Source organism: Marinobacter sp. 3-2 (genome assembly GCF_003751355.1).
In the GTDB taxonomy this organism is placed as follows: Bacteria; Pseudomonadota; Gammaproteobacteria; order Pseudomonadales; family Oleiphilaceae; genus Marinobacter; species Marinobacter adhaerens.
In genome coordinates this window covers 1,120,880-1,142,419 of the sequence record NZ_RJUQ01000013.1, presented here as the reverse complement: position 1 = coordinate 1,142,419, position 21,540 = coordinate 1,120,880, and the positions used below count along the sequence as shown (strand labels likewise).

The 21,540-nt window shown below is 59.3% G+C and carries 20 protein-coding genes and 1 riboswitch; of the genes, 7 read left to right on the top strand and 13 right to left on the bottom strand.

The window, feature by feature from the left end:
- The first annotated feature begins 130 nt into the window (after positions 1-130).
- The 3 genes from EDB94_RS12515 to EDB94_RS12505 are packed head-to-tail and all read left to right on the top strand — an operon-like array spanning position 131 to position 3,617.
- Complete coding sequence (locus EDB94_RS12515) at positions 131-1,609, top strand: response regulator (protein ID WP_108018533.1); 1,479 nt, start codon at positions 131-133, stop codon at positions 1,607-1,609.
- Positions 1,567-2,250, top strand: a complete 684-nt coding sequence (locus tag EDB94_RS12510; RefSeq protein WP_260312573.1) for a response regulator transcription factor — start codon at positions 1,567-1,569, stop codon at positions 2,248-2,250. Before EDB94_RS12515 ends, EDB94_RS12510 begins: the two co-directional genes overlap by 43 nt.
- Positions 2,247-3,617, top strand: coding sequence for a sensor histidine kinase (locus EDB94_RS12505; protein ID WP_108018531.1), 1,371 nt, complete (start codon positions 2,247-2,249; stop codon positions 3,615-3,617). Before EDB94_RS12510 ends, EDB94_RS12505 begins: the two co-directional genes overlap by 4 nt.
- Here the strand turns inward: EDB94_RS12505 and EDB94_RS12500 are convergent.
- The 12 genes from EDB94_RS12500 to pqqA form a co-directional block, all read right to left on the bottom strand.
- Positions 3,589-4,713 (bottom strand): OprO/OprP family phosphate-selective porin, encoded by a 1,125-nt coding sequence (locus EDB94_RS12500; RefSeq protein ID WP_108018530.1) that lies wholly within the window; start codon positions 4,711-4,713, stop codon positions 3,589-3,591. The genes EDB94_RS12505 and EDB94_RS12500 overlap by 29 nt on opposite strands.
- Positions 4,703-5,287: a DUF4956 domain-containing protein gene (locus EDB94_RS12495; RefSeq protein WP_008171050.1), complete on the bottom strand. Its 585-nt coding sequence runs from the start codon at positions 5,285-5,287 to the stop codon at positions 4,703-4,705. The genes EDB94_RS12500 and EDB94_RS12495 overlap by 11 nt, the downstream gene beginning before the upstream one ends.
- On the bottom strand, positions 5,271-6,029 hold the full coding sequence (locus EDB94_RS12490) for a polyphosphate polymerase domain-containing protein (protein WP_108018529.1): 759 nt from the start codon (positions 6,027-6,029) through the stop codon (positions 5,271-5,273). Before EDB94_RS12490 ends, EDB94_RS12495 begins: the two co-directional genes overlap by 17 nt.
- Positions 6,026-7,816, bottom strand: a complete 1,791-nt coding sequence (locus tag EDB94_RS12485; protein WP_108018528.1) for a CotH kinase family protein — start codon at positions 7,814-7,816, stop codon at positions 6,026-6,028. The genes EDB94_RS12490 and EDB94_RS12485 overlap by 4 nt, the downstream gene beginning before the upstream one ends.
- A 116-nt stretch (positions 7,817-7,932) precedes the next feature.
- Positions 7,933-9,699, bottom strand: a complete 1,767-nt coding sequence (locus EDB94_RS12480; RefSeq protein WP_008171045.1) for a NahK/ErcS family hybrid sensor histidine kinase/response regulator — start codon at positions 9,697-9,699, stop codon at positions 7,933-7,935.
- Positions 9,683-10,846 carry an alcohol dehydrogenase-like regulatory protein ErcA gene (gene ercA / locus EDB94_RS12475; protein ID WP_014578345.1) on the bottom strand — a complete coding sequence of 388 codons (1,164 nt, stop codon included), beginning with the start codon at positions 10,844-10,846 and terminating at the stop codon, positions 9,683-9,685. The genes EDB94_RS12480 and ercA overlap by 17 nt, the downstream gene beginning before the upstream one ends.
- Before the next feature lie 44 nt (positions 10,847-10,890).
- A complete protein-coding gene (locus EDB94_RS12470) occupies positions 10,891-12,813 on the bottom strand; it encodes a prolyl oligopeptidase family serine peptidase (protein ID WP_260312572.1) in 1,923 nt (640 codons plus the stop codon).
- On the bottom strand, positions 12,779-13,915 hold the full coding sequence (gene pqqE / locus EDB94_RS12465) for a pyrroloquinoline quinone biosynthesis protein PqqE (protein ID WP_062786289.1): 1,137 nt from the start codon (positions 13,913-13,915) through the stop codon (positions 12,779-12,781). The genes EDB94_RS12470 and pqqE overlap by 35 nt, the downstream gene beginning before the upstream one ends.
- On the bottom strand, positions 13,912-14,187 hold the full coding sequence (gene pqqD, locus EDB94_RS12460) for a pyrroloquinoline quinone biosynthesis peptide chaperone PqqD (protein WP_053113097.1): 276 nt from the start codon (positions 14,185-14,187) through the stop codon (positions 13,912-13,914). Before pqqD ends, pqqE begins: the two co-directional genes overlap by 4 nt.
- Positions 14,187-14,942 carry a pyrroloquinoline-quinone synthase PqqC gene (pqqC, locus tag EDB94_RS12455; RefSeq protein WP_108018527.1) on the bottom strand — a complete coding sequence of 252 codons (756 nt, stop codon included), beginning with the start codon at positions 14,940-14,942 and terminating at the stop codon, positions 14,187-14,189. Before pqqC ends, pqqD begins: the two co-directional genes overlap by 1 nt.
- Positions 14,939-15,868 (bottom strand): pyrroloquinoline quinone biosynthesis protein PqqB, encoded by a 930-nt coding sequence (gene pqqB / locus EDB94_RS12450; RefSeq protein WP_108018526.1) that lies wholly within the window; start codon positions 15,866-15,868, stop codon positions 14,939-14,941. Before pqqB ends, pqqC begins: the two co-directional genes overlap by 4 nt.
- A 53-nt stretch (positions 15,869-15,921) precedes the next feature.
- Positions 15,922-15,993: a pyrroloquinoline quinone precursor peptide PqqA gene (gene pqqA, locus EDB94_RS12445; RefSeq protein WP_007153157.1), complete on the bottom strand. Its 72-nt coding sequence runs from the start codon at positions 15,991-15,993 to the stop codon at positions 15,922-15,924.
- Between the two features lie 277 nt (positions 15,994-16,270).
- Here pqqA and EDB94_RS12440 point away from each other — a divergent pair, with 277 nt between their 5' ends.
- The 3 genes from EDB94_RS12440 to EDB94_RS12430 are packed head-to-tail and all read left to right on the top strand — an operon-like array spanning position 16,271 to position 18,563.
- A complete protein-coding gene (locus tag EDB94_RS12440; protein WP_108018525.1) occupies positions 16,271-16,912 on the top strand; it encodes a TetR/AcrR family transcriptional regulator in 642 nt (213 codons plus the stop codon).
- Positions 16,913-16,956: 44 nt separating this feature from the next.
- Positions 16,957-17,955 carry an MDR family oxidoreductase gene (locus EDB94_RS12435; protein WP_108018524.1) on the top strand — a complete coding sequence of 333 codons (999 nt, stop codon included), beginning with the start codon at positions 16,957-16,959 and terminating at the stop codon, positions 17,953-17,955.
- A gap of 29 nt (positions 17,956-17,984) precedes the next feature.
- The gene (locus EDB94_RS12430; protein ID WP_108018523.1) at positions 17,985-18,563 is read left to right on the top strand and encodes a peroxidase-related enzyme; all 579 of its coding nucleotides are present in this window, start codon (positions 17,985-17,987) and stop codon (positions 18,561-18,563) included.
- A gap of 185 nt (positions 18,564-18,748) precedes the next feature.
- On the opposite strand, the gene EDB94_RS12425 is transcribed toward EDB94_RS12430, so the two are convergent.
- Positions 18,749-20,269: an aldehyde dehydrogenase family protein gene (locus EDB94_RS12425; RefSeq protein ID WP_041646366.1), complete on the bottom strand. Its 1,521-nt coding sequence runs from the start codon at positions 20,267-20,269 to the stop codon at positions 18,749-18,751.
- Between the two features lie 375 nt (positions 20,270-20,644).
- A riboswitch (guanidine-I (ykkC/yxkD leader) is annotated at positions 20,645-20,750 on the top strand.
- Positions 20,751-20,808: 58 nt separating this feature from the next.
- Here EDB94_RS12425 and EDB94_RS12420 point away from each other — a divergent pair.
- A complete protein-coding gene (locus EDB94_RS12420) occupies positions 20,809-21,534 on the top strand; it encodes an urea amidolyase associated protein UAAP1 (protein ID WP_108018522.1) in 726 nt (241 codons plus the stop codon).
- The last annotated feature ends 6 nt before the right edge of the window (positions 21,535-21,540 follow it).

Genomic DNA, 21,540 nt, shown 5'->3' with positions numbered 1-21,540 from the left:
TAGTGCCAAGGCTGTCACAGAACCAGGTTTTCATTGCCGGCAACGGCACTGCTGTAGGAAGTTCCTACACCGCTAAGCCACTGTTGTTGCTAATCTCTTCCCTACCCCATTAACAGGATACAGAGTAATCATGGCGACCAGCGGAGCGGCGGAGATCCTTCTCCGGTATGACGACGACCAGGACCGACAGCACTTCGAAACCTTGTTTGCCAGCGATTTCGTTATTCACGCGTTCGCCACTGACCAGGGGGCACTCGACTACCTGCCCTCGGCTGCCACCATACCAACCGCAATCGTTCTGCTTCCGAACCGCGCTGATGACTATCTTGAGTCGTCGCTACTGGCACAGGCCAGGGACCACCACCCCCGGATTCTGAAGATCCTCATAGGAGATGCCATTGCGCTGAACCTTCTCGTGAAACTGCTGGACCATCAGCTGGTCGATCGCTGCTTCGAACAGCCGGTCAATCCCGATGTTATCCGGTCGCACGTGCTCACAGCCGCGCTTACCCGCGAAAGACAAACCTTCTCTCCGGATACCAGCGAGACCCGCGAGGGCCCCAAACCGGCGATTCTCATCGTGGATGACGAACCGACTGCCACCCGTTATCTGTCGAGGCAGTTGGAACGCATGCAGGACGAATTCCGCGTACTGAGCGCCATCAGTGCAGAAGAGGCTCAGCTCGTGTTGCAGAAAGACAGCGATGTCGCGGTGGTGATGACAGACCAGAGAATGCCCGGGATGCATGGCAAAGAGCTGCTGGACGAACTACGCCAGTCGCACCCGACCATTGTCCGAATTCTCACGTCAGCCTGGGGCGAGGTTGATGTGGCCATGGATGCAGTTAACGAGGGCCGGATCTTCCGCTATCAGAAGAAGCCATGGAACGCAGCCGAATTGCTGTCTCTCTTCCGCAAGGCTCTTGTCCAACATCGAACCCTGGTCTCTGCAAGAGACCGTTCACGCTCAATCGCAGAACAACAGTTCGCGGAGCTTCGCCAGCAACGACGAGCCAGACTGCTTGAACATCTGAACGAGCGAGTGGACGGTTTTACCGGCGAACCGATCACCGCCGACTTTCTGGACGCCCTGGCAACCGTTCGCACACTTCCTGCCCAGCCACCCCATCTGCGCGCAAGCCGGGAAACCGCGCTTGAGCATGATCTTGTAAGAGACTTTGCCGGAATGGTGGGCCGACAGCTGTGCACCCTTCAGCCAGGCCACGTACACGGCATCCAGAACCGGCAAGCCTTTGACCAGGCTCTCGCGGACGCCTTAGAGAACCCGGCAGGCACGAGCGAAACACAAACACCGTTGATGGCCCTTTGCCAGGCACTGGCAACCCTGATGAAGGCCTCCGGGCTGGAGCGCTCTGCTCTGGAATTGACCCGGACCGAAAGCGGCCTCATGGTCGCCAGCGCCAGCCCACTTCACATGTACAGCCATCTGCTGGCGCCAATCACCCGCCTCTCCCGCCCCCTGCTGGAGCAGCAGAGCGCTCTTCTGATGCTCTTCGTAAGCACCCGACTGCTTGCTGGCGATATCGACGTGACCGGAGGCGACCAGTGTCTTCGATTGAGTCTCCATCTGCCGGCCAGGGCAGACTGATGGCGCCAGGTCAGCGCAGGCTCAGGTTGTACGTCACCATGGGGCAGCGACTGCTCCGTGACAGCCTGCTATTCCACATCCTCTTGCACGATGAGGTCGAGCTGGTTGGCGAATCGGAGACCGGAGTGGCAACGCTCAATCGGCTAAAGAGGGCCACCCCTTCGGTACTGCTGATTGAGGAAAACCTGCAGGACAACGACGGGCTCACCATCGCCGAGCATGCATTGGCGGTGAATCCGTCATTGTCCGTGCTGCTGATATCGGACACGCCGGTCAGCAGCGGGCGGATGGCGATCTACCTGGAAGCAGGCATCAAGGCCGTGGTGTCCAAGGACCAGCCAGTGCAGGAGTTGATCAAGACGCTGTTCTACATTCGAAACGGGCAGGTTTATGTCGGCAACTGGCAACCGGAATCGGCACCGGCCGCTATGCTCGCCTACCAGGCCTTGTCCGGACGGGAGCGGGAAGTGGCACAGCTGATGGCCAAACGGCTGCCGGTTCGCGATATTGCAGGCAGGCTTGGCGTTTCCTGCAAGACGGTGCATTCCTACAAGGACCGGATTTTCGTGAAATTGGGCTTCGAGCGCCTGCCCGAGCTCATTCTCTTTATGCAACGACACCAACACGGAGCCGCCGAGTGAAACTGCTTTCCGGGATGGATCAGATCCGCCAGCTGCCCGCCTACCGACAGCGACGCTTCGAACGCTTCTACCACACCCAGTATCGGTACCGGGTGCTGCCCCTGTTCGCCGACGTTTACCTGGTGATTGCCTTTATCGGTACCCTGCTGTTTCTCGGGGGACTGGCCCTGAACCCGGATGCACCGGACGTATTCGGTATCTGCCTCATCTACACCGCGATTCTGACCGGTCTGATCGCTGCTCACCGGTTCACGCGCCTGCGCCGGTCAGCGCCGATGATTGTCTACCTGGTGTTTTTCAACATGGCGGCGTTCAGCTACCTGGGATACATGACAACGGGCGCGACGCTCGCTCCCATCGTGGGCTTGTTCTTTTTCATCAGCTCCGTGGGCATCATTACCCTGTCCCTGTTCCACACCAGCGTGATTATCCTGATCAACCTGACACTGCTGATACTCGCCACGTTCGTGGCGGTCGACAGCACTCAGGTAAGCCACACCGTGATCGGCATTCTGACCAACTGGCTGATTCTGATGTGCCTGGTGGTCGCACCGCTATCGGCCTGGTTCCTGTCGCAGTTCCTGCGCAACCTGCTGGCGCTTCAATTCCTGCTCCGGGACCGGAATCGACAACTTTCCCGCACTCTGGAAACCCTGAAATCAACGGAAGAAAGACTGGCCCAGGAACAGAAACATCAGGCCCTGAGCCATATGGCCAAGGGGCTGCTGCACGAGATCATGAACCCGTTGAACTGCGCCAGCCAGGCCGTGGATTTTGCCAACTCGGTAAACCGGGATGTCGAGGTCGCAGACGCCCTGACCGACGCTAGCACCCACCAGAAACGCATTGCCGATATTGTGTCTGACCTGATCGAGTTTTCCCGCCCCGTCCCTGAACACAGCCTGGAAACGGCAGACCTCGGCAAACTGGTGACCACCGCCACCCGCTTCTGCCAGCATCAGCTAAGAGGTGTCGAGCTTCAGACTGACATCCCGGCCGGGACGACCGTTCCCTGCTATCCATCTGCCCTGACCCAGGTGTTCGTAAACCTGCTGCTCAATGGCGTCTCTGCCGTCAGCAAAAACCGGCAGCCCGGCAAAATCGAGATAACGGCCGAAAGCGCTGACAGTACCCATCGAATCGTAATTCGGGACAACGGCCAGGGCATCGCGCCAGACGATATCAAGCGGCTCACTGATCCGTTCTATTCCACCAGTGATACACCGGACAACCTGGGGCTGGGCCTCAGCATCTGTCAGACCATCATGCGTCATCACAAGGGCAACATGTCGATTACCAGCGAACCCGGCCAGTGGACGCAGGTGACCCTGATGCTGCCTAGAACCGCAGCACAGCACGCAGGGTAACAGCGTCTCCGTCCGGCGCGGCCATCAGGGTATTGCCGCGAATATCCGGCATCAGGTAATTCAGGCGCAGCTGGAACAACTCGCCCAGATACCAGGCAAGACCCAGCAGCGTCACACTCGCCTCGGCGCCCAAGTTCCGGTCTCTCAGGTCCACAGCACTGTGCCGTGCGACCAGCTCCAGGGCGCCCGCCCGGTGCCGGGGCTCTATCCGGTCAAACTCACCCCGGCTGTAATAGCGGCGATCATCGGTCAGGAACACACCGGCCTGGAGGTAGGCGCCACCGAACTGCCAGCGTGACCCGTCGGTTCGACGCACGCTCTGAGCCATGGCCTCCGCCACGAGCGTCAGACGATGACAAAGCCAGGCGGCCTCGAGACCTGCCAGCCAGGCATCACCGGCCTCGAATCGTGGGCTGCGGATAACATTGTCGGCACTGAACACCTCCCCCTCATCCTTGATCTGAAAGCGGCTGTCGCCGAGATCACGATAAGAGGCCGCGGCTCCCAGATGTAGGGTCTGGCTTTCTGAACGAATGGGGGCACGGGTCAGTCTCGCGGTTATGGCGTGAGTCGAGCCACCATCGGGCTCATCGGTGAACAGGCCCAGGGACCAGGTGCCGCGTTTGCGGTACTGCCCCGCCATAACACCGATGGAACGCCCCGGTGCGAACGCCGAGGTCACCAGAGAACGCTCGCTGGTGTTCAGGCTGGTGTAGCTGGCGAGGCGTTCCAGGCCAAAAGGCTCCTTGAAGCGCCCAATCCGGGCCTCGAAACGGCTTTCCCCGTCATACAGGAGATAGGCATCGCCCAGATCCAGCTCTTTCTTGTCACCTTCAATCTTATAGCTGCCGTCCAGCTCTGCTTCCCAGCGCTTGCCCAAGGCCAGTTCCAGTTCAAGTTTCGCGTTTCTCAGGACGCCCCGGGTTGTGCTGTGCCCACCGTCTTCATCATAAAATGACCCGTAATGGTCGACACCGGCGGCGACGTAACCACCCAATTCTGCCTCGACAGGGGAAGCCACAGCGAGCAGAGGCTGTAACATGAACGCCAGTGTCAGACCGATCACCAGCCACGCCCATTTCAGCTCAGCGAGCATGATCGGCCTCCTGACGAAAGTGCATACGTAGCATGGCGGTGTCCCTCAGATAGCTGACAGACACCACATCCACCCGAAACACATCCAGACCGGTGCGCTCTCGCAGGTCCGCAATGAGCAACTCCCGGCGGTCCCGGTGAACGTTCTCTATCTTTTCGTACTCCACCTCTCTCTCACTGTGTCGCGGCAAAAGCACACGGGTTTCGAGCACCAGCGCCAGAACAATGACCAGCAGGTTCAGAAACACCAGCTCCAGGTGGTGCATGTTGCCAACTGCTGCCAGCAGGGCCATGGCGATCACCAGAAACAGGTAGGTCATTTCCTTTATGCCCAGGGCCTCGGTTCGGTACCGGAGCATCGAGAAAACGGCGAACAGACCGAAGGCAAAGCCCATGGTGACAGTGACCGAATGCAGCAATGCGGTCACCAGGAAAACGCCGACACCAAAAAGAATGAACGAGGCGGCATTCTCCCGGTGACGGGAAAACGCGTAGTAGCAGCGAATCAGCACAAACACGGAGGCGGTATTGATCAAAAGCCGGATCGCAAAATGGACATCAACAGCAGATTCCATGAAGTCTCCTTAACAGCGGTTTGAAGCGATTGGTTTTGCATTCGTGGCCGAACAACAGGCTTGTGCCGATGCAGTATTTGCTGAACTGCACGGGGCGGCAGCCGAGCTGACCAAGACGTTCCAGGAAAGGGGAAAATGGGACCTTGCGATCGTACTTGACCTCGAAAACGGCAACATCAGGCAGGCACAGACCGCTGCGACGGTCGGCCGAGTAAAAACCCAGCCCTGTATCCACCGTAATGCGCTCGGTCCCCTGTGCGCTCATGAAGGTCATGCGGCGGTAGCCGACAAAAAGAGCCGGCAGCATCCCTGCCACCGGTCGGCCCAATTGCTCTTCAAGGAAAGGAACGACCCGGCTGTTCGCAACGGTTTGCGATGTCAGCGGCAAACGGTTCTTGATGGTTCTGTCCCGGTTGTTCTTTTTCTTGACCTCCAGGAAGCTTTCCCCGGTTTCGCGGTAGTGCCGGATACGGAGCTTGAACCGGTTCAACTTGCCGTTGTGGTGATCCAGATAAAGCTGGCGTTCCGGTGTATCGAAATACAGGGTGTCGTAGGTGAACCGCCGGCGCCCGTCGATCTCCAGGATGGAGTAATGGTGCTCCAATCCACCCAGACAGGCATCCAGCAGGTATGCAGGCACCAAAAACTTGGTGTCGACCCGATTCATCAAACGGGCCTGCATCTGTTCGGCCAGACAATGCCCGCGGAATCCTTCCAGCGGGCTGGCGACAGCCATGTTCATCGAATCGCCGAATCGTATTCCAGGGTGGCGTTAAGGCTCAGTTCCACGTCGCCCTCACTGGCCCCGGATCCCACCCCGATGACAGTAATACTGCCCTCTGCGCCAAGGGCCAGGGTGCGCACATCCCCGGGCTGGCTTTCATCCACCTCAAACAACAGAGCGTTGGTGGCAAAGCCATGGAACTCGTGTGTGCCCGGCACGTAATCGGATGCCTCGATAAACAGTTGCAGCACATAGGGCGTGAAGTTGTCGTTGATATCCGCGCCAATCAGCAGGAGGCTGATCACCGCCGGCTTTGATTCGCGATCAACCGAGTAAACCAGGCTGTCCACCTCGAAGGCGGCAAAAGTCAGGCTCGCGTTCACCGCCCGACCTCCCGGCAGCGTAAAGCGGAAGGCACCTGTGTCGGCACCGTCCTCGGACTTGATGGTGCCGGTCAGGCTGGTTGTCGCCAGCACGCTGCAATCCGGTTGCGTGTCCGCAAGCCGGTACACTTCCCCGGAGGGCGTCTCCTCGGCGATGGCCTGTTCAATAACAGCTCGGCGGGCAGGCCGGAAATCGTCATCACCGGCCACGCCACGGCCGCCAATGAAGGCTTTCAGGCTGGCAGTCGCCTTCTCGCTGGTTCCGGTGAGTTCACGTATCCGCTCCACTTCCGCCAGCAAATCGGCCTCATCCCACTGGGTGGCCAGCAGGTCTTCAAGCTCGGCCTGATAGCGCGCCCGGTACTCGGGAATGTTGAAAAGCCGGTCCGCCAGCGAGAAGTTGCGGTACAGCACCCCCGTGAGCGGCTTCAGGGGATGCGCCCCACGAAAGGCCGTATCAGCGCCCCAGGGAATAAAATGGAACAGGCCGTCTCCGGGGTCCCGATAGATGTGAAAATTGTTGGCGTTGCCAGTGGCGGAATCCCAGGCGCCCAACAGGGTTTCCATCGCCCAGAACCGGATGAATTCATCCACATCCACCAGCTGCGGCAATACATTCACCATCTGCTCATCGGGTAACGCCAGAGCATCGGTAACGGCCTGCAGGTCAGTCCGGTCGTTTTCTTTTTCGTTGGTCTTTTTTTCGAACCGCTGGCTCAGCCAGGTACCGAAATCCGCCGTTTGGGCTTCATACTGGTTACCGTCGTCGTCCCCGAATGCCCGTGCCAGAAAGGGCTTCTTGATAGGCTCGACATTGGTAAACACACCCAGATCCTCGCCATTGACAGACACTCTGGCGTAATTGCATTTCGGCGCCGCGAGCCCGGCCTGCCGGAACTGGTCATAGGCCATGCACTGGCGGGCATTGGAGGGGTCCTGGCGGTTATTGTTCAGGGTCATCCGGGTCATGTTCTGATAGGTGCGACCAGGCCAGAGATCGTTAAAGTCCAGCTTGAGAGAGGGGATACTGGGGCTCAGCGAGCCCATGTAGCCCTTCTTGCGCACGATCACCCGGTCCATGCGGTCACCGTCGATGGTAACGCTGGCCGTGAATTCCGTGTATTCGAACTCGGGCACACATTCCCGGTCGGTGCTGGCCAGGGTTCGGGCTTCCGATTTCAGTTTGCTGAAATCAGCGGAGCTCATGGTGACCGACACATCAATCAGCCGGTCGGGATCATAAAGCTCTGCATCGCCGCCTATGTTCACGGGCTCCGCCGGGGGTTCGAAATCCGAGGGGCTGGACACCTCCGTCTCGCCGCCCCCACCGCCGCAACCGGCCAATAGTCCGGCGCCGATCATTGCCAGCCACCAATGCCCAAATCCACTGCCGGCTTTCCGGCCAATCGTTGTTGTTTTCATCTGTTACTCCCTCAGATGTTTTGAAACCTGCCGGTATCGGAGACCGGTTGAGGGAGTATTTCGCGAAGGGCTTCAGAGTGTATGTAAGAAGGTCTTACATGACGGGCGCGAAAGGGTCAGGCCGAGGCAGAGGTCAGCAGGCTGGTCATCAGGGCCCTGAGCCGGTTCGGTTTCACCGGCTTGTTCAGTATTGGCAGGTACTGGGCGCGCAGTATCTTGCGGGTGTCATCGCTGCGATCTGCGGTAATGATGGCGGCGGGAATATCACGACCAAGGTGGCGGCGAACCCCGTGAACTGCATCGTAACCGGTTCGCTCATTGTTCAGGTGATAGTCCGCAAGGATAAGGGCCGGTATCTGGCCGGTTTGCTCGAGAGCCTCCACGGCCTCTGCCTTGCTGGCGGCTGTGAGCACATCACAGCCCCAACGCTCCAGCAGCAACTGCATGCTCTCCAGAACCGCCGGCTCGTTGTCGATCACCAGCACCGGCACACCGTCAAAGCCATCGGCGAAATTCTGGAGCGAATCTGTACGGGCCATATCCGGTCTGGCCTGAGCGGGTTCAAGCGGCAGGGTCAGCACGAAGCGGGAGCCACGACCGGGCCGTGATGACACATCAATGTCGTACCCCAGCACCCGAACCATCCGTTCCACGATGGCCAGCCCCAGGCCCACACCCTGCCGGCCGCCGGTGCCCTGGGGCAACAGCTGGTGAAACTCGGTAAAAATGTCCCGGAGCTTGTCTTCCTCGATGCCAACACCGGTATCCCAGACTTCAATCCGCAGACGGTCGCCGCGGGATCTCAACGCCATGACAACACCGCCCTTGCGGGTGTACCGGAAGGCGTTGCTGAGCAGATTTCGGAGGATACGGGTCAGCATGCGCTGATCTGTTCGCACCATCGCCGGAATGGTGCGTACCCGGAACCCGAGGCCGGCATTGCTGGCAACGGCCTCGAACTCCTCCCCGAGGGATCTGGCCAGGGCGGCCACATCGGTATAAACCAGATCAGGCTTCATTGCCTGCTGGTCGAGCTTGGAGATATCCAGCAGGTCCGCCAGCAGGTCTTCGGCGCCCTCCAGAGCCCGATGTACCTGGTGCACCATGCGGGTTTCCTGTTCCGGCAGCGTGCTGTCCTGGAGCGCGGATATCATCAGCCGGGCTGCATTCAGCGGCTGAAGCAGGTCATGGCTGGCCGCCGCGAGATATTTATCCTTGCTGCGGTTGGCCTCTTTGGCGGCCTCCATGGCAACAAAGAGCTCACGCTCAACCTTCTCGCGCTCCTCAATCTGGTAGCGCAGGCCCACATTGGCATTCTGCAGTGCTTCGGTCCGCTCTTCCACGCGCCGCTCAAGGGTGGCGTTCAACTGCTCCAGTTTCTGCCGGGCCAACACTCGCTCGGTTATGTCGGCAACGAAGGCTTCCACCACTTCCGGTCCGAGGTCCGGGCGTCGCAGCAGGGTGACAGCAACGTGGACCGGCGTGCGATCAGCACGCTGGAAACGGGTTTCCCGGGCACTCAGACTGCCCTCGTCGAGAAGCTCCTGACGTATGGCATCGAATTCACTGGAACTGCAGAACAACTGTTCACGGAGCCGGATGACCTTTTCCGTGAGCGCCTCGGGGCTGTCATAACCGCAGATTCTCGCCATCGCCGGGTTGCAGGCCAGAAAGCCGCCCCGCAGGTTGGCCTGGAAGATACCGTGCAGCGCGTTCTCGAACAGCCATTTGTAGCGGTTGCGTTCCTGCTCCAGCTCGTCAATGCGTTCCTGCAGAGCCGGGTAATAGTTCTTGCGGACGGACTGGCTGCCCAGCCCGAGAAGATCGCCAATTCCGTAGCTACTGTCCTGTTCGCCATCCTTGCTGTCAGAGGGCTTCTTCATAGACAACCTGGACATCCCGCAGCGACGACTTCCGGGGGTTGGTGAGAATGCACGGGTCCTGCAACGCAAAGCCGGACAGGTGGGGAATGTCGGACACCGAAACACCCAGCTGGGCGAGACGCGCCTCCAGCCCAACCCGACGCTTGAGCTCTACAATGCGGTTCATTAACCGTTTTTTGATTTCCGGCTTGGCCATTCCACGGGTATCGATATCCATGGCTTCGGCAACGCGGCGGAAACGGTCTTCGGCAGACTGGAAGTTGTAAGCCACCACGTGCTCCAGCAACAGCGCATTACACAGACCATGAGGCAAATCCAGGAAACCACCCAAGCTATGGGACATGGCGTGTACTGCCCCGAGAATGGCATTGGAGAAGGCCAGCCCCGCCTGCATGGAGGCCAGCATGATCTGCTCGCGGAGATAGGGATCTGCCGTGTTGTCCACCAGCGGCTCGAGATTCCGGTTGATTAACCGGATTGCCTCCAGCGCATGGGTATCGGTCAGCGGGCCGCTGCCAGTCGACACGTAAGCCTCAATGGCATGCACCAGGGCATCCACCCCGGTGCAGGCGGTGAGGTAGGCATCCATGGTCTCGGTAACTTCCGGATCGATCAGGGACACATCCGGCACTACGGCCTTGCTGATGATCGAGAATTTGAACCGGCGGTTGGGGTCGGAAATGATCGCAAACTGGGACACATCCGCCGAGGTACCTGCCGTGGTGGGAATCAGTATCAGAGGCGGTGACGGGTTGGTGATGGTATCGACGCCCTCGAACTCCAGGATGCTGCGACCGTGAGTGGCCACGATACCGATGCCCTTGGCGCAGTCCATGGGGCTGCCACCGCCGATGGCAACGATGACATCACACTCATTGGATTTGTAGAGTTCGGCCCCGGTCATCACCTCATCCACCTTGGGATTGGGCGATACGCCGGTGTACACGGTCGAGCGGATACCCGCATCGGTCAGCAGCGTCACGATTTCATCCACCCAGCCGGCGGCAGCTACCCCCGGGTCCGACACCAGGAAGACATGACGGGCACCGAAATTACTGGCGAAGTTGGCCACGGACTTCCGGGAGCCGGCACCAAATACGATTTCCGGTGAGACAAACTTTCGCAAGCTGGATATATCGTGACTCATCAGACTGCACTCGACCGCTTGTTGTTATAGGAATAGCCGAGAGTTTAACTCAAGTTCTCCGCGTGATCATTGGCCTTTTGGCTATGCTTTCGGTAGAAGCTGAACATCCATTCGAGCATACCTGCCTGGTTGGCCTGGCGCCGGAAACCGTGACCCTCGTCTTCAAACCAGTGGAGCTCTGGTGCCCTGCCAGCCGCTTTCATCGCCTCTGCCATGGCACGGGTCTGCTCGGGCACCACAACCTTATCCTGCCCGCCCTGGAAAAAGATCATGGGCGCTGTAATGCGATCAGCGTGAAACAGAGGCGTTCTCTCCCGCCACCGCTTCGGGTGCTTTTCTGGCGAGCCCAGCAACCAATCCAGATAACCGGACTCAAAGCGATGGGTCATGGCCCGTAAGCGCATGGGATCCGTCACGCCGAACATGCTGGCACCGGCGGTAAAACGCTGGCTTCGGATCATCGCCATCAGGGCCGTGTAGCCCCCGGAGCTGCGACCCTGGATAAACACCCTGCTGCCATCAGCCAGGCCGAAGGAGGCCAGGTGATCTGCCGCCCGTTCCATATCCGCGACATCCACCTCACCCCACCGCCCTTCCAGGGCCAGGCGGAATTCACGACCAAAGCCGGTGCTGCCTCGATAGTTGATTTCAGCGACGGCAAATCCCCGCTGACACCAGTACTGAATCTGGGGATTGAATACCGGATAGGCCGCCGACGTCGGCCCTCCGTGAGCAATCAGAATCAATGGAGGGACGTCTGGCGTGGCCAGCTTGGGCGTGTAGAAAAACCCATGGATAGAGGCTTCGCCCGGGTTCAGGGCTGGAATTTCGATATCCAGCGGCAGTGCCGCCCTCGCCTCTGGCATGGCCTCCTCGCCCCCGGCAATGGTGCGGGCCTGTCCGGTCTCGAGATCAATCTGGAGGACGGCGTCGAGGCGGCTGGATGCACGGCCGATGCAGTAAAGATGCTCACCAGCCGACTGCAGACAACGGAAGTCGCCAAAATCCCGGGCAACCCGGATTGCGTCACCGGTTTGGCTGGAGCCGAGCCAGAGTTCACCCGTGCCATTACAATAACGGACCCGGGCCCAACCGCCCCTGCCTATTGGGCAGTGGTGGGATTCGCCCAACTGCCAGGGGGCATTGGCATGATCCCGGGCGGGTGAATCGCTGGCGTGCCAGCTGCCCTCGCCCGACGTATCAATACGCCAGGGTTGCCACCAACCCTCGTGGTCGGACAAAACCCAGAGTTGGCTGCCATCGAACACCGGCTGCTGTACCGACGCTTCAGACGGTGTTGGCCATTCCCGGCCTTGATCCAGCAATCCATCTTCAGAGCAATTTGCGGTCCACAACCGTGAACGCAGCCAAGGCATATCGGGCAGCTGCCAGCTGGTCCAGGCAACCTGACTGCCATCGGCCGAGACCGCCGGCGCGCTGTAAAAATCCAGGCCGGAATGAAGCACCGAACGCTCGCCCTGCATGGAGACGGCAACCAGCTGCTGCTTGCCCTCTGCTTCCCGTACCGCGAGCACCCGTTGACGGGACTGGTCAGCGACCAACCCACCATAGGCCGCCCCGGGGTCATCGGTCAGGCTGTGGCACTGGCCGTCGGCCAGACTGACAAACCGTAGCTGTTGATCCTCGCCAACCACGAACACACCGCTGTCGGCAGCCGCCAGGGCGCCACCACCGTAGCCATTTACCCGGCTGCGGATGCCAAGATCATCAGGTCCAAGGCGAACAGGCCCCTGATCGGAAAGGTGCCAGAGTGTATTGCAGCCGCGTGCCGGATCTGTCTCCAGCCAGAACACACCCGCCGGGGACACCGCAAGTTCCCCACGCTGGACATGCGCCGAGCAGGCCTCGTAGGCACTCAGTACCGTTTTGTCGTGGTGATGGCCGACCAGTGCAGGATTGATGGCGGAGTTGTTAACCCCGGAAGAAAAGCCGTGAATTATCCGCATTTCGATATACCAGTTCAGTCAGGCCGGCCGTGGCATGATCGGCAGCTTTCCTCGCTGCCAGTATTCGATCATGATACGACGATTTGCTGCATACTGGATCTGCGTTATCCGCGTTGCCCGTCAAAAGATAGGCCTGACAGCGACAGCCACCGAAGTCCTTCTCTTTCTCATCGCAGGAACGGCAAGGCTCCGGCATCCAGCTGTCGCCGCGGTAGTGGTTGAACCCCGGGCTGTCGTACCAGATGTTTTGCAGATCCATGTCTCGGACATTGGGAAAATCGATCGGCAGGAGCCGCGCGCTGTGGCAAGGCAGTGCGGTGCCGTCCGGGGCCACGGTCAGGAACAGATTCCCCCAGCCGTTCATACAGGCTTTCGGGCGCTCTTCGTAATAGTCCGGTGTCACAAAGATCAGCTTCATGGCCGAACCGGATTGCTGTAGCCGTTCCCGGTACCGGTTCACTTCCTGCTCTGCCTTCACCAGCTGCGCTTTGGAAGGCATCAACCCTTCCCGGTTTTCGAAGGCCCAGCCGTAATACTGGCAGGTGGCCAGCTCGACGTAGTCCGCCCCCAGGCGCTCGCACAAATCCATGATGTCGTTCATCTGGTGGATGTTGTGGCGGTGGATCACGAAGTTGAGCACCATGGGATAGCCGGCTTCCTTCACCGCCCGGGCCATGGCCAGCTTCTGGTCAAAGGCCTTTCGGGAGCCGGCCACGGCGTTGTTCAGTTCCGGATCGGACGCCTGAAAGCTCACCTGGATATGATCCAGCCCCGCCTCGGCAAATGCATCCACCTTGGCCTCCGTCAGGCCCAGCCCTGACGTAATCAGGTTGGTGTAATACCCCAGGTGCCGCGCCTCGGCGATCAGCTCCGCGAGGTCCTGGCGGACCAGGGGCTCGCCGCCGGAAAAGCCCAGTTGCGCCGCCCCCATCGTGCGGCCCTGTCGAAGCACACTCACCCACTCCTCGGTGGTCAGCTCCTGTTGGGTTTGCGCAAAGTCCAGCGGATTGGAGCAATAGGGGCATTGCAGCGGGCAGCGATAGGTCAGCTCTGCCAGCAGCCACAGGGGCGGACCGGCGTTGTGGGGGTTGGTCGTACTCATGACAGTTCAATCCAGTGTTGGTGCCGGGCGTCCTGCAAAAATTCGCTGACGTCCTTGCCAAGCGGGCCGGCGTCGGGGAACTGCTGCTCCAGACTGGCGACGATGTCGGCCACGGTACGCTGACCGTCCACCTCGTTGAGAATGGCGCCGGCACTGCCGTTAAGCTTCACCATACCTTCCGGATAAAGCAGCACATAACTTTCCTGGGCCGGCTCCCACTGGAACCGGAATCCTCGCCGAAAACGCGGTACTTCATGCATACCCACCTCCATTACAGTCCCCGGTGCCAGACCTGTTCTTCGGTCACGGTGTGGTACGGCGGGGTGCGGTGGCCGTAGGCCATGGTCATGGCATCCAGCATGGTCCAGAGGATGTCCAGTTTGAACTGAAGAATCTCCAGGGCCCGGGCCTGCTGTGCCTCTTTGGTGAAGTGGTCGAGGGTAATGGTCAGGCCATGTTCCACGTCTCTTCTGGCCTCGGACAGACGCTTGCGGAAGTAGCTGTAGCCGCTCTCTTCAATCCACGGAGAGTGGGCAGGCCAGCTGTCCAGTCGCGACTGGTGGATCTCCGGGGCGAACAGCTCGGTCAGGGACGAGCAAGCCGCCTCCTGCCAGGTCGCCCGGCGGGCAAAGTTCAGATAGGCATCCACCGCAAAGCGGACCCCCGGCAACACGTGCCGCTGGTCAATCACCTCTTCCCGGCTCAGGCCCACCGCCTCGGCCAGGGACAACCAGGCTTCGATGCCGCCGACATCCCCGTCGTGGCCATCGTGGTCCAGAATCCGCTGCAGCCAGAGCCGGCGCACGCCAGCGTCCGGGCAGTTGGCCATGATGGCGGAGTCTTTCTGGGGAATCTTGATCTGGTAGTAGTACCGGTTGGCCACCCAGCCGCGGATCTGTTCGGGCGTGCACTGCCCGCCGTACATGGCTTTATGGTACGGGTGGTGGATGTGGTAGTACTGGCCCTTGGCGCGCAGGGCCTGCTCGAAATCCGTCCGGTTCATGGCGGTGTTGGCTTTAGCGTTCATGGCTGCCCCGACAGGTCGATGTGCATTCCATCCCAGGACACCTCGATGCCGTGGCGGGTCAGCTCCGCCCGCTCCGGGGAGTCCTCGTTCAGGATCGGGTTGGTGTTGTTGATGTGTATCAGGATCTTGCGCTGGGCCGGCATGGCGTCGAGCACCTCGATCATGCCACCCGGGCCGCTCTGGGCCAGATGACCCATGGCCTGGCCGGTCTTGGTGCCCACTTCCTGGCGGATCATCTCGTCGTCGTGCCAGACGGTCCCGTCCACCATCAGCACGTCGGCCTGGCGCATCCAGCCGAGAATACGGTCGTCCGGCTCGCCGAGGCCCGGGGCATAAAGGACTGTCTGACCGGTGCGGGTGTCTTTCAGGAACAGGCCAATGTTATCGCCCGGATGCGGGTTGTCCCGGCGCGGTGAATACGGGGGTGCGTTGCTCAGCAGCGGAATGGCGGTCAGCTCGATGGACGGTGCGCAGGGAATGGTAAAAGGCGTCTGCTCGGATGCCTCGATGCGCTGCCAGTTCAGGCCACCCTTCCAGTGCTTGAGCATGGTGAACAGCGGAAAACCACCGCTGAGGTCTTCATGCACCTGTTCGGTACACCAGACATCCATCGGAAGACCCTCGCGCAGGGACAGCAGGCCGGTGGTGTGGTCCACCTGGCTGTCCATCAGCACAATGGCATCAATGCCGGTATCCCTTAAAGCACGTGCCGGCTGCATCGCTTCGAAGGAAGCCAACTGGGCGCGAATGTCGGGGGACGCGTTAAACAGGATCCAGTGCTCGCCGTCTTCACTGATGGCAATGGAAGACTGGGTACGGGCCCGGGCGTTCAGGGTGCCCTTCCGGAAGCCGTCGCAGTTGGCGCAGTTACAGTTCCACTGGGGAAAGCCACCGCCTGCAGCGGAGCCCAGAACGTGAATCAACATGGTGGGTCACTCCACAAGCAAAACGGCCAGCTCGAGGCTGGCCGCTTCAGCACTCAGCGATTGGCGAAGTACATGGTGACTTCGAAACCGATGCGGAGATCTTCGTAGGCTGGTTTGGTCCACATAATGCTCACCTCTATTGTCATGATTGTTAGCGCATTGAGGGTGAATCAACGACATTGCCGATAACCCAGTTCCCATCCTATCGGCCGGGGCAAGGGGCCAATATGGTACTTTGGAACTGTTTTTGGCCACCACAAAGTAGCATCGCTCCCACTTGGGAGAGCGAATCCCATTCCGCCCTGGCTGCGCCCCATAGCAACTTCACTTGATTTTATTAGACGACCAGTCTAGTTTATTCAGATAATTAAATAGACGATCGGTCTAAATTGAGTCAAGACGATGAACCAGACAGCAGACATCAAGCGAAAGCGGGGCCGTCCCCCGAAGACTGAAAATGCCGATTTCAGGGATACCCGGGAAACGCTCATCACCGTGGGCCTGTCAGTGCTGACGGAGAAGGGTTACTCCTCCACCAGCATCGACGAAATACTTCGCAAAGCCGGCGTACCGAAAGGCTCCTTCTACCACTACTTCGACAATAAAGAAGCCTTCGGCCGGATCCTGATCGAAGCCTACGGCCGCTATTTTGCGCGCAAACTTGATCGCTGGTTTGAAGATCGGGCCCTCACTCCTCTGCAGCGGCTCGAAGCGTTTGTTGAGGATGCCAAAACGGGCATGGCCAGGTTCGAGTATCGCCGCGGCTGCCTCATCGGCAATCTGGGACAGGAAATGACCGCCCTGCCCGAGGGTTTCCGTGTTCTGTTACAGGACGTTTTCACGGACTGGGAGTGCCGCACCGCTGGGGTATTGAGAGAGGCCCAGCAGGCCGGTGAGATTTCCAAGGATCTAAAGTGCGATCAGATGGCGCACTTCTTCTGGATTGGTTGGGAGGGCGCGGTGTTGCGCGCAAAGCTGGATCAATCCCCAGAACCACTGGATCGGTTCGCCCAGGGATTTTTGTCGCTACTTCGCGGCTCATGACACGGGACGAAAAACCATCCTCATTACCCAAACACGGAGGCAACATGTTTAAAGGCGTACTCATTGAAGGATCACGCGGCGACCAAAAAGTGTCACTGACATCCATAGAAGAATCGGAACTGCCGGAAGGCGACGTTACCGTGGATATAGCCTTCTCAACCTTGAACTACAAGGATGCTCTGGCCATCACCGGAAAGTCACCGATCGTGAAACAGTACCCGATGATTCCAGGCATCGACTTTGCCGGCACCGTATCAAGCTCCACGCATGCAGACTTCAAGGCAGGCGACCCGGTTGTCTTGAACGGGTGGGGCGTTGGCGAGAAACACTGGGGCGGCCTGGCCGAGAAAGCCCGTGTTTCCGGTGACTGGCTGATTCCTCTGCCCAAGGCGTTTTCTCCTCGACAGGCCATGGCCATCGGCACCGCCGGCTATACCGCCATGCTTTGTGTCATGGCACTGGAAAAGAATGGCGTAACACCTGATTCCGGCGACATTCTGGTGACCGGGGCAACCGGCGGCGTTGGAAGCATCGCGGTGGCGCTGCTGGCCAAGCGGGGTTATTCCGTGACCGCGGTGACCGGTCGATCCGAGGAAGCAGACTATCTGAAGTCGTTGGGGGCCGGAAACATCCTCGATCGCGCTGAGCTGAGTGAACCAGGCAAACCCCTGGTGCGCGAGACCTGGGCCGGCGCCATTGATGTGGCCGGTGGACAGGTGCTGGCCAATGTCTGTGCGGGCATGAAATACCGTGGCGTCGTCGCAGCCTGTGGTCTCGCGGCCGGCATGGACTTCCCGTCCACCGTTGCCCCGTTCATTCTTCGGGGTGTGACCTTGTGTGGCGTGGACAGCGTGATGGCGCCCAAAGCTGAGCGACTGGAAGCCTGGAAGCGCCTTTCGGAGGATCTCGACATCGACCTGCTCGAGCGCATGATCACGGAAATACCCTTTGAAGACGCCATCGAAGGTGCCAGCCAACTGCTGGAAGGCAAGGTTCGTGGGCGTATCGTCGTACCGGTCGCAGGCCGAACCGAAACTTCTTGAACCATAAAACCGCCATTAAAGGAATTGTTATGAGCTCGTCCAGCGAACAACCAATAAGCCGATTCCCGGTTCCGTCGCTTGAATCACTCCCGGCGGACATCCGGGAGAAGATTCTTGCCGTTCAGGAAAAGTCGGGGTTTATCCCCAATGTCTTTCTGGTACTGGCACATCGCCCAGCCGAGTTTCGTGCCTTCTTTGATTACCACGATGCCCTGATGGAAAAAGACAGCAACCTCACCAAGGGCGAACGCGAGATGATTGTCGTCGCTACCAGCAACCTGAACCAGTGCCAGTACTGCGTGGTGGCCCATGGCGCTATTCTGCGCATCCGTGAAAAGAACCCGGAGATCGCAGATCAGGTCGCCGTGAACTACCGAAAGGCCGACATCACTGATCGCCAGAAAGCCATGCTTGATTTCGCCATAAAGGTTTCGCAACAAGCCCAAGAAATGAGTGACGCGGACTTTGAGGAACTCAAACGTCATGGTTTCAACGACGAGGATATCTGGGACATCTCCGGCATCGCCGCGTTCTTCGGGCTTTCCAATCGGATGGCAAACGTGACAAACATGCGGCCTAACGCAGAGTTCTACTCACTGGGGCGATAAAGCGCATTGACACCAAAATCCGCCCCAATAAAAAAGGCCCTGGGAAGGGCCAAAAGAGAGTGACAGAAAAACCCGAACTCTCGTCAGAGAGTCGCCCCGGCCAGACACCGGGGAATGAAGGTGCACATCCGCTGTGCTGACTCACAGGCGGGCCCGTGTGGGAGGCCCGCTTACCGCTCACAGATTCAGAAGAAACCCAGTGGGTTGGTGTCGTAGCTGGTCAGCATGCACTTGGTCTGCTGATAGTGCTCGAGCGCCATCTTGTGGGTTTCACGGCCGACGCCAGACTTCTTGTAACCGCCGAAGGCTGCGTGAGCCGGGTAGGCGTGGTAACAGTTCATCCACACCCGACCGGCCTGGATGTTGCGGCCCATCCGGTAGGCGAGATTGGTGTCGCGGGTCCATACGCCGGCACCCAGACCAAACTCGGTGTCGTTGGCGATGGCCAGGGCTTCTTCCTCGGTCTTGAAGGTGGTAACACCCACAACCGGCCCGAAGATTTCTTCCTGGAACACGCGCATCTTGTTGTCGCCCTTGAACAGGGTGGGCTGGATGTAGAAGCCATTGTTGAACTCTTCATCCAGATGCTCGCGGTCGCCGCCAGTCAGCACCACAGCGCCCTCTTCCTTACCAATGGCCAGGTAGGACATGATCTTGTCGAACTGTTCTTTCGACGCCTGGGCACCTACCTGAACATCGGTGTCCAGCGGGTTGCCACGCTTGATCGACTTGGTGCGCTGAACCACCTTCTGCATGAACTCTTCGAACATGTCTTCCTGGACCAGTGCCCGTGACGGACAGGTGCAGACTTCGCCCTGGTTGAAGAACGCCAGAACCAGACCTTCCACGCACTTGTCGATGAATTCCGGCTCGGCCTTCATCACGTCGGAGAAGTAGATGTTCGGGGATTTACCACCCAGCTCCACTGTGGACGGGATAATGTTTTCAGCCGCGCACTTGAGGATGTGGGAGCCAACCGGGGTTGAGCCGGTGAAGGCAATCTTGGCAATACGCTTGCTGGTGGCCAGGGCCTGGCCGGCCTCGATGCCGTAGCCGTTAACAATGTTCAGCACGCCCGGCGGCAGCAGGTCACCAATGATTTCCATCAGTACCAGGATGCTGGCAGGCGTCTGCTCGGCAGGCTTCAGCACGGTGCAGTTACCCGCAGCCAGACAGGGGCCCAGTTTCCAGGCCGCCATCAGAATCGGGAAGTTCCATGGAATGATCTGGCCAACGACACCCAGCGGCTCATGGAAATGGTACGCCACGGTGTTGTGGTCGATCTCGCCCATATGGCCTTCCTGGGCACGCAGACAACCCGCAAAGTAGCGGAAGTGATCAGCCGCGAGAGGAATGTCGGCGTTCAGGGTTTCGCGCACGGCCTTGCCGTTGTCCCAGGTTTCTGCAACTGCGAGCTTCTCGAGGTTGGCCTCGATACGATCCGCAATTTTCAGAAGGATGTTGGAACGCTCGGTGGGCGACGTCTTGCCCCACGCGGGTGCCGCCTTGTGCGCTGCATCCAGAGCCAGATCAATATCTTCTGCACTGGAGCGCGGAATTTCACAGATCACATTGCCAGTGACCGGTGTGATGTTCTCGAAATACTGGCCTTTTACCGGGGCAACCCACTCGCCACCGATGTAGTTCTCGTAACGGGATTTGAAAGAAACGACGGAGCCATCCTTTCCTGGTTGTGCGTAGATCATGATCTCGACCTCTTGTTGTGTTTGTCGCAGGGCAACGCGGCCTTTCGCGTTTACCCATTCAATGTAGACCCCAATTCCCAAGGTTTGAATGATGCGATGGAGGCGAAAAACTCCTCCCTTGGTAGTAGATGGCTTGAAGGCCATGCCATCAGTGGTCTGGCTCTGGAATCAGACTCCGAAAATAAATGCACTGGAAGCGCACTGACCGATGCACAAAAACGGTGCGCCCGCCCAGGCAGGAAGCAACATTGCCCCACCCCGGAACTTCCACCTTAATAAAATCAGTGACTTGCCGATTGGCATGGACTCTGCAGTACATTCAGCACGCAGCGAGACGTCGGTTACTGAAACCACAATCAAAGCGCCACAATCTGACCAATGGTCAACTAGGGTTCCGGTCTGCAACCACAAACGCAGGCGACTGGTCCGAGAGTTGACGACCTTTTCCAAGGTTACACGGCGGGACAAAAGCCCGGGAGGATCGCTCAGTTACTGACGCCTCTCGCTTTTTTGGATGCCCTAACCAGGAGGAAAAGGCCATGTTGCAAACCGCAGCCCCCCTCTACGACGATCTGATTCCCGGCGGATCCCACTGGTCCTTTATCGTGCGCCGCGGCCATGCGCTGCGCCTGATTGACGAAACCGGCGGGACCAACGTCGGCATGTTGATGTACAACCCCGAGAACCCGCTCGAGCGGTACAACATGCCGGACACCCTGAAAAACCAGCACACCTTCCTGCTCACCAAAGGCCACGTGCTGCTCTCGGACATGGGCAGGGTATTTGCCTCCATCGTCCGCGATGATCTTGGCTGGCACGATACCGTCGCTGGCACCTGCAATGCCGATCTGGTGGAAAAGCGCTGGGGCAAAAAGACGTATCAGGAAGCCCATAATCACTACCACCGGAACGGGTTCAACAGCTTCCTGAACGAGCTAGCCAAGTACGGCCTCGGCAAGAAAGACCTGACCGCCAACCTGAACTGGTTCAGCAAAGTAAAAACAGATGACGACGGCAACATGGCCTTCTCCGAGGGTCACTCCCACGCCGGCGCCACCGTCGACCTGCGCTTTGAAATGGACACCATCGTGGTGCTGCACACCTGCCCGCATCCGATGAACCCGGCCAGCGAGTACCCCAGCCATCCGCTGCGGTACCAGTTGTTCAAGGCGGCCCCGGTAACCGATGCCGATCCCTGCAAGACGTCGTCCCCCGAGGCCACCCGGGCCTTCGCCAATAACGCCCTGTACCACCTGTTCCAGTAACGGAGG

Coding starts and splice junctions, on each gene's coding strand:
- EDB94_RS12515 (WP_108018533.1), top strand. CDS start 131: ATGGCGACCAGCGGAGCGGCGGAGATCCTTCTCCGGTATGACGACGAC.
- EDB94_RS12500 (WP_108018530.1), bottom strand. CDS start 4,713: ATGCTCGCTGAGCTGAAATGGGCGTGGCTGGTGATCGGTCTGACACTG.
- EDB94_RS12495 (WP_008171050.1), bottom strand. CDS start 5,287: ATGGAATCTGCTGTTGATGTCCATTTTGCGATCCGGCTTTTGATCAAT.
- EDB94_RS12490 (WP_108018529.1), bottom strand. CDS start 6,029: ATGAACATGGCTGTCGCCAGCCCGCTGGAAGGATTCCGCGGGCATTGT.
- EDB94_RS12485 (WP_108018528.1), bottom strand. CDS start 7,816: ATGAAAACAACAACGATTGGCCGGAAAGCCGGCAGTGGATTTGGGCAT.
- EDB94_RS12480 (WP_008171045.1), bottom strand. CDS start 9,699: ATGAAGAAGCCCTCTGACAGCAAGGATGGCGAACAGGACAGTAGCTAC.
- ercA (WP_014578345.1), bottom strand. CDS start 10,846: ATGAGTCACGATATATCCAGCTTGCGAAAGTTTGTCTCACCGGAAATC.
- EDB94_RS12470 (WP_260312572.1), bottom strand. CDS start 12,813: ATGCGGATAATTCACGGCTTTTCTTCCGGGGTTAACAACTCCGCCATC.
- pqqE (WP_062786289.1), bottom strand. CDS start 13,915: ATGAGTACGACCAACCCCCACAACGCCGGTCCGCCCCTGTGGCTGCTG.
- pqqD (WP_053113097.1), bottom strand. CDS start 14,187: ATGGAGGTGGGTATGCATGAAGTACCGCGTTTTCGGCGAGGATTCCGG.
- pqqC (WP_108018527.1), bottom strand. CDS start 14,942: ATGAACGCTAAAGCCAACACCGCCATGAACCGGACGGATTTCGAGCAG.
- pqqB (WP_108018526.1), bottom strand. CDS start 15,868: ATGTTGATTCACGTTCTGGGCTCCGCTGCAGGCGGTGGCTTTCCCCAG.
- EDB94_RS12440 (WP_108018525.1), top strand. CDS start 16,271: ATGAACCAGACAGCAGACATCAAGCGAAAGCGGGGCCGTCCCCCGAAG.
- EDB94_RS12435 (WP_108018524.1), top strand. CDS start 16,957: ATGTTTAAAGGCGTACTCATTGAAGGATCACGCGGCGACCAAAAAGTG.
- EDB94_RS12430 (WP_108018523.1), top strand. CDS start 17,985: ATGAGCTCGTCCAGCGAACAACCAATAAGCCGATTCCCGGTTCCGTCG.
- EDB94_RS12425 (WP_041646366.1), bottom strand. CDS start 20,269: ATGATCTACGCACAACCAGGAAAGGATGGCTCCGTCGTTTCTTTCAAA.
- EDB94_RS12420 (WP_108018522.1), top strand. CDS start 20,809: ATGTTGCAAACCGCAGCCCCCCTCTACGACGATCTGATTCCCGGCGGA.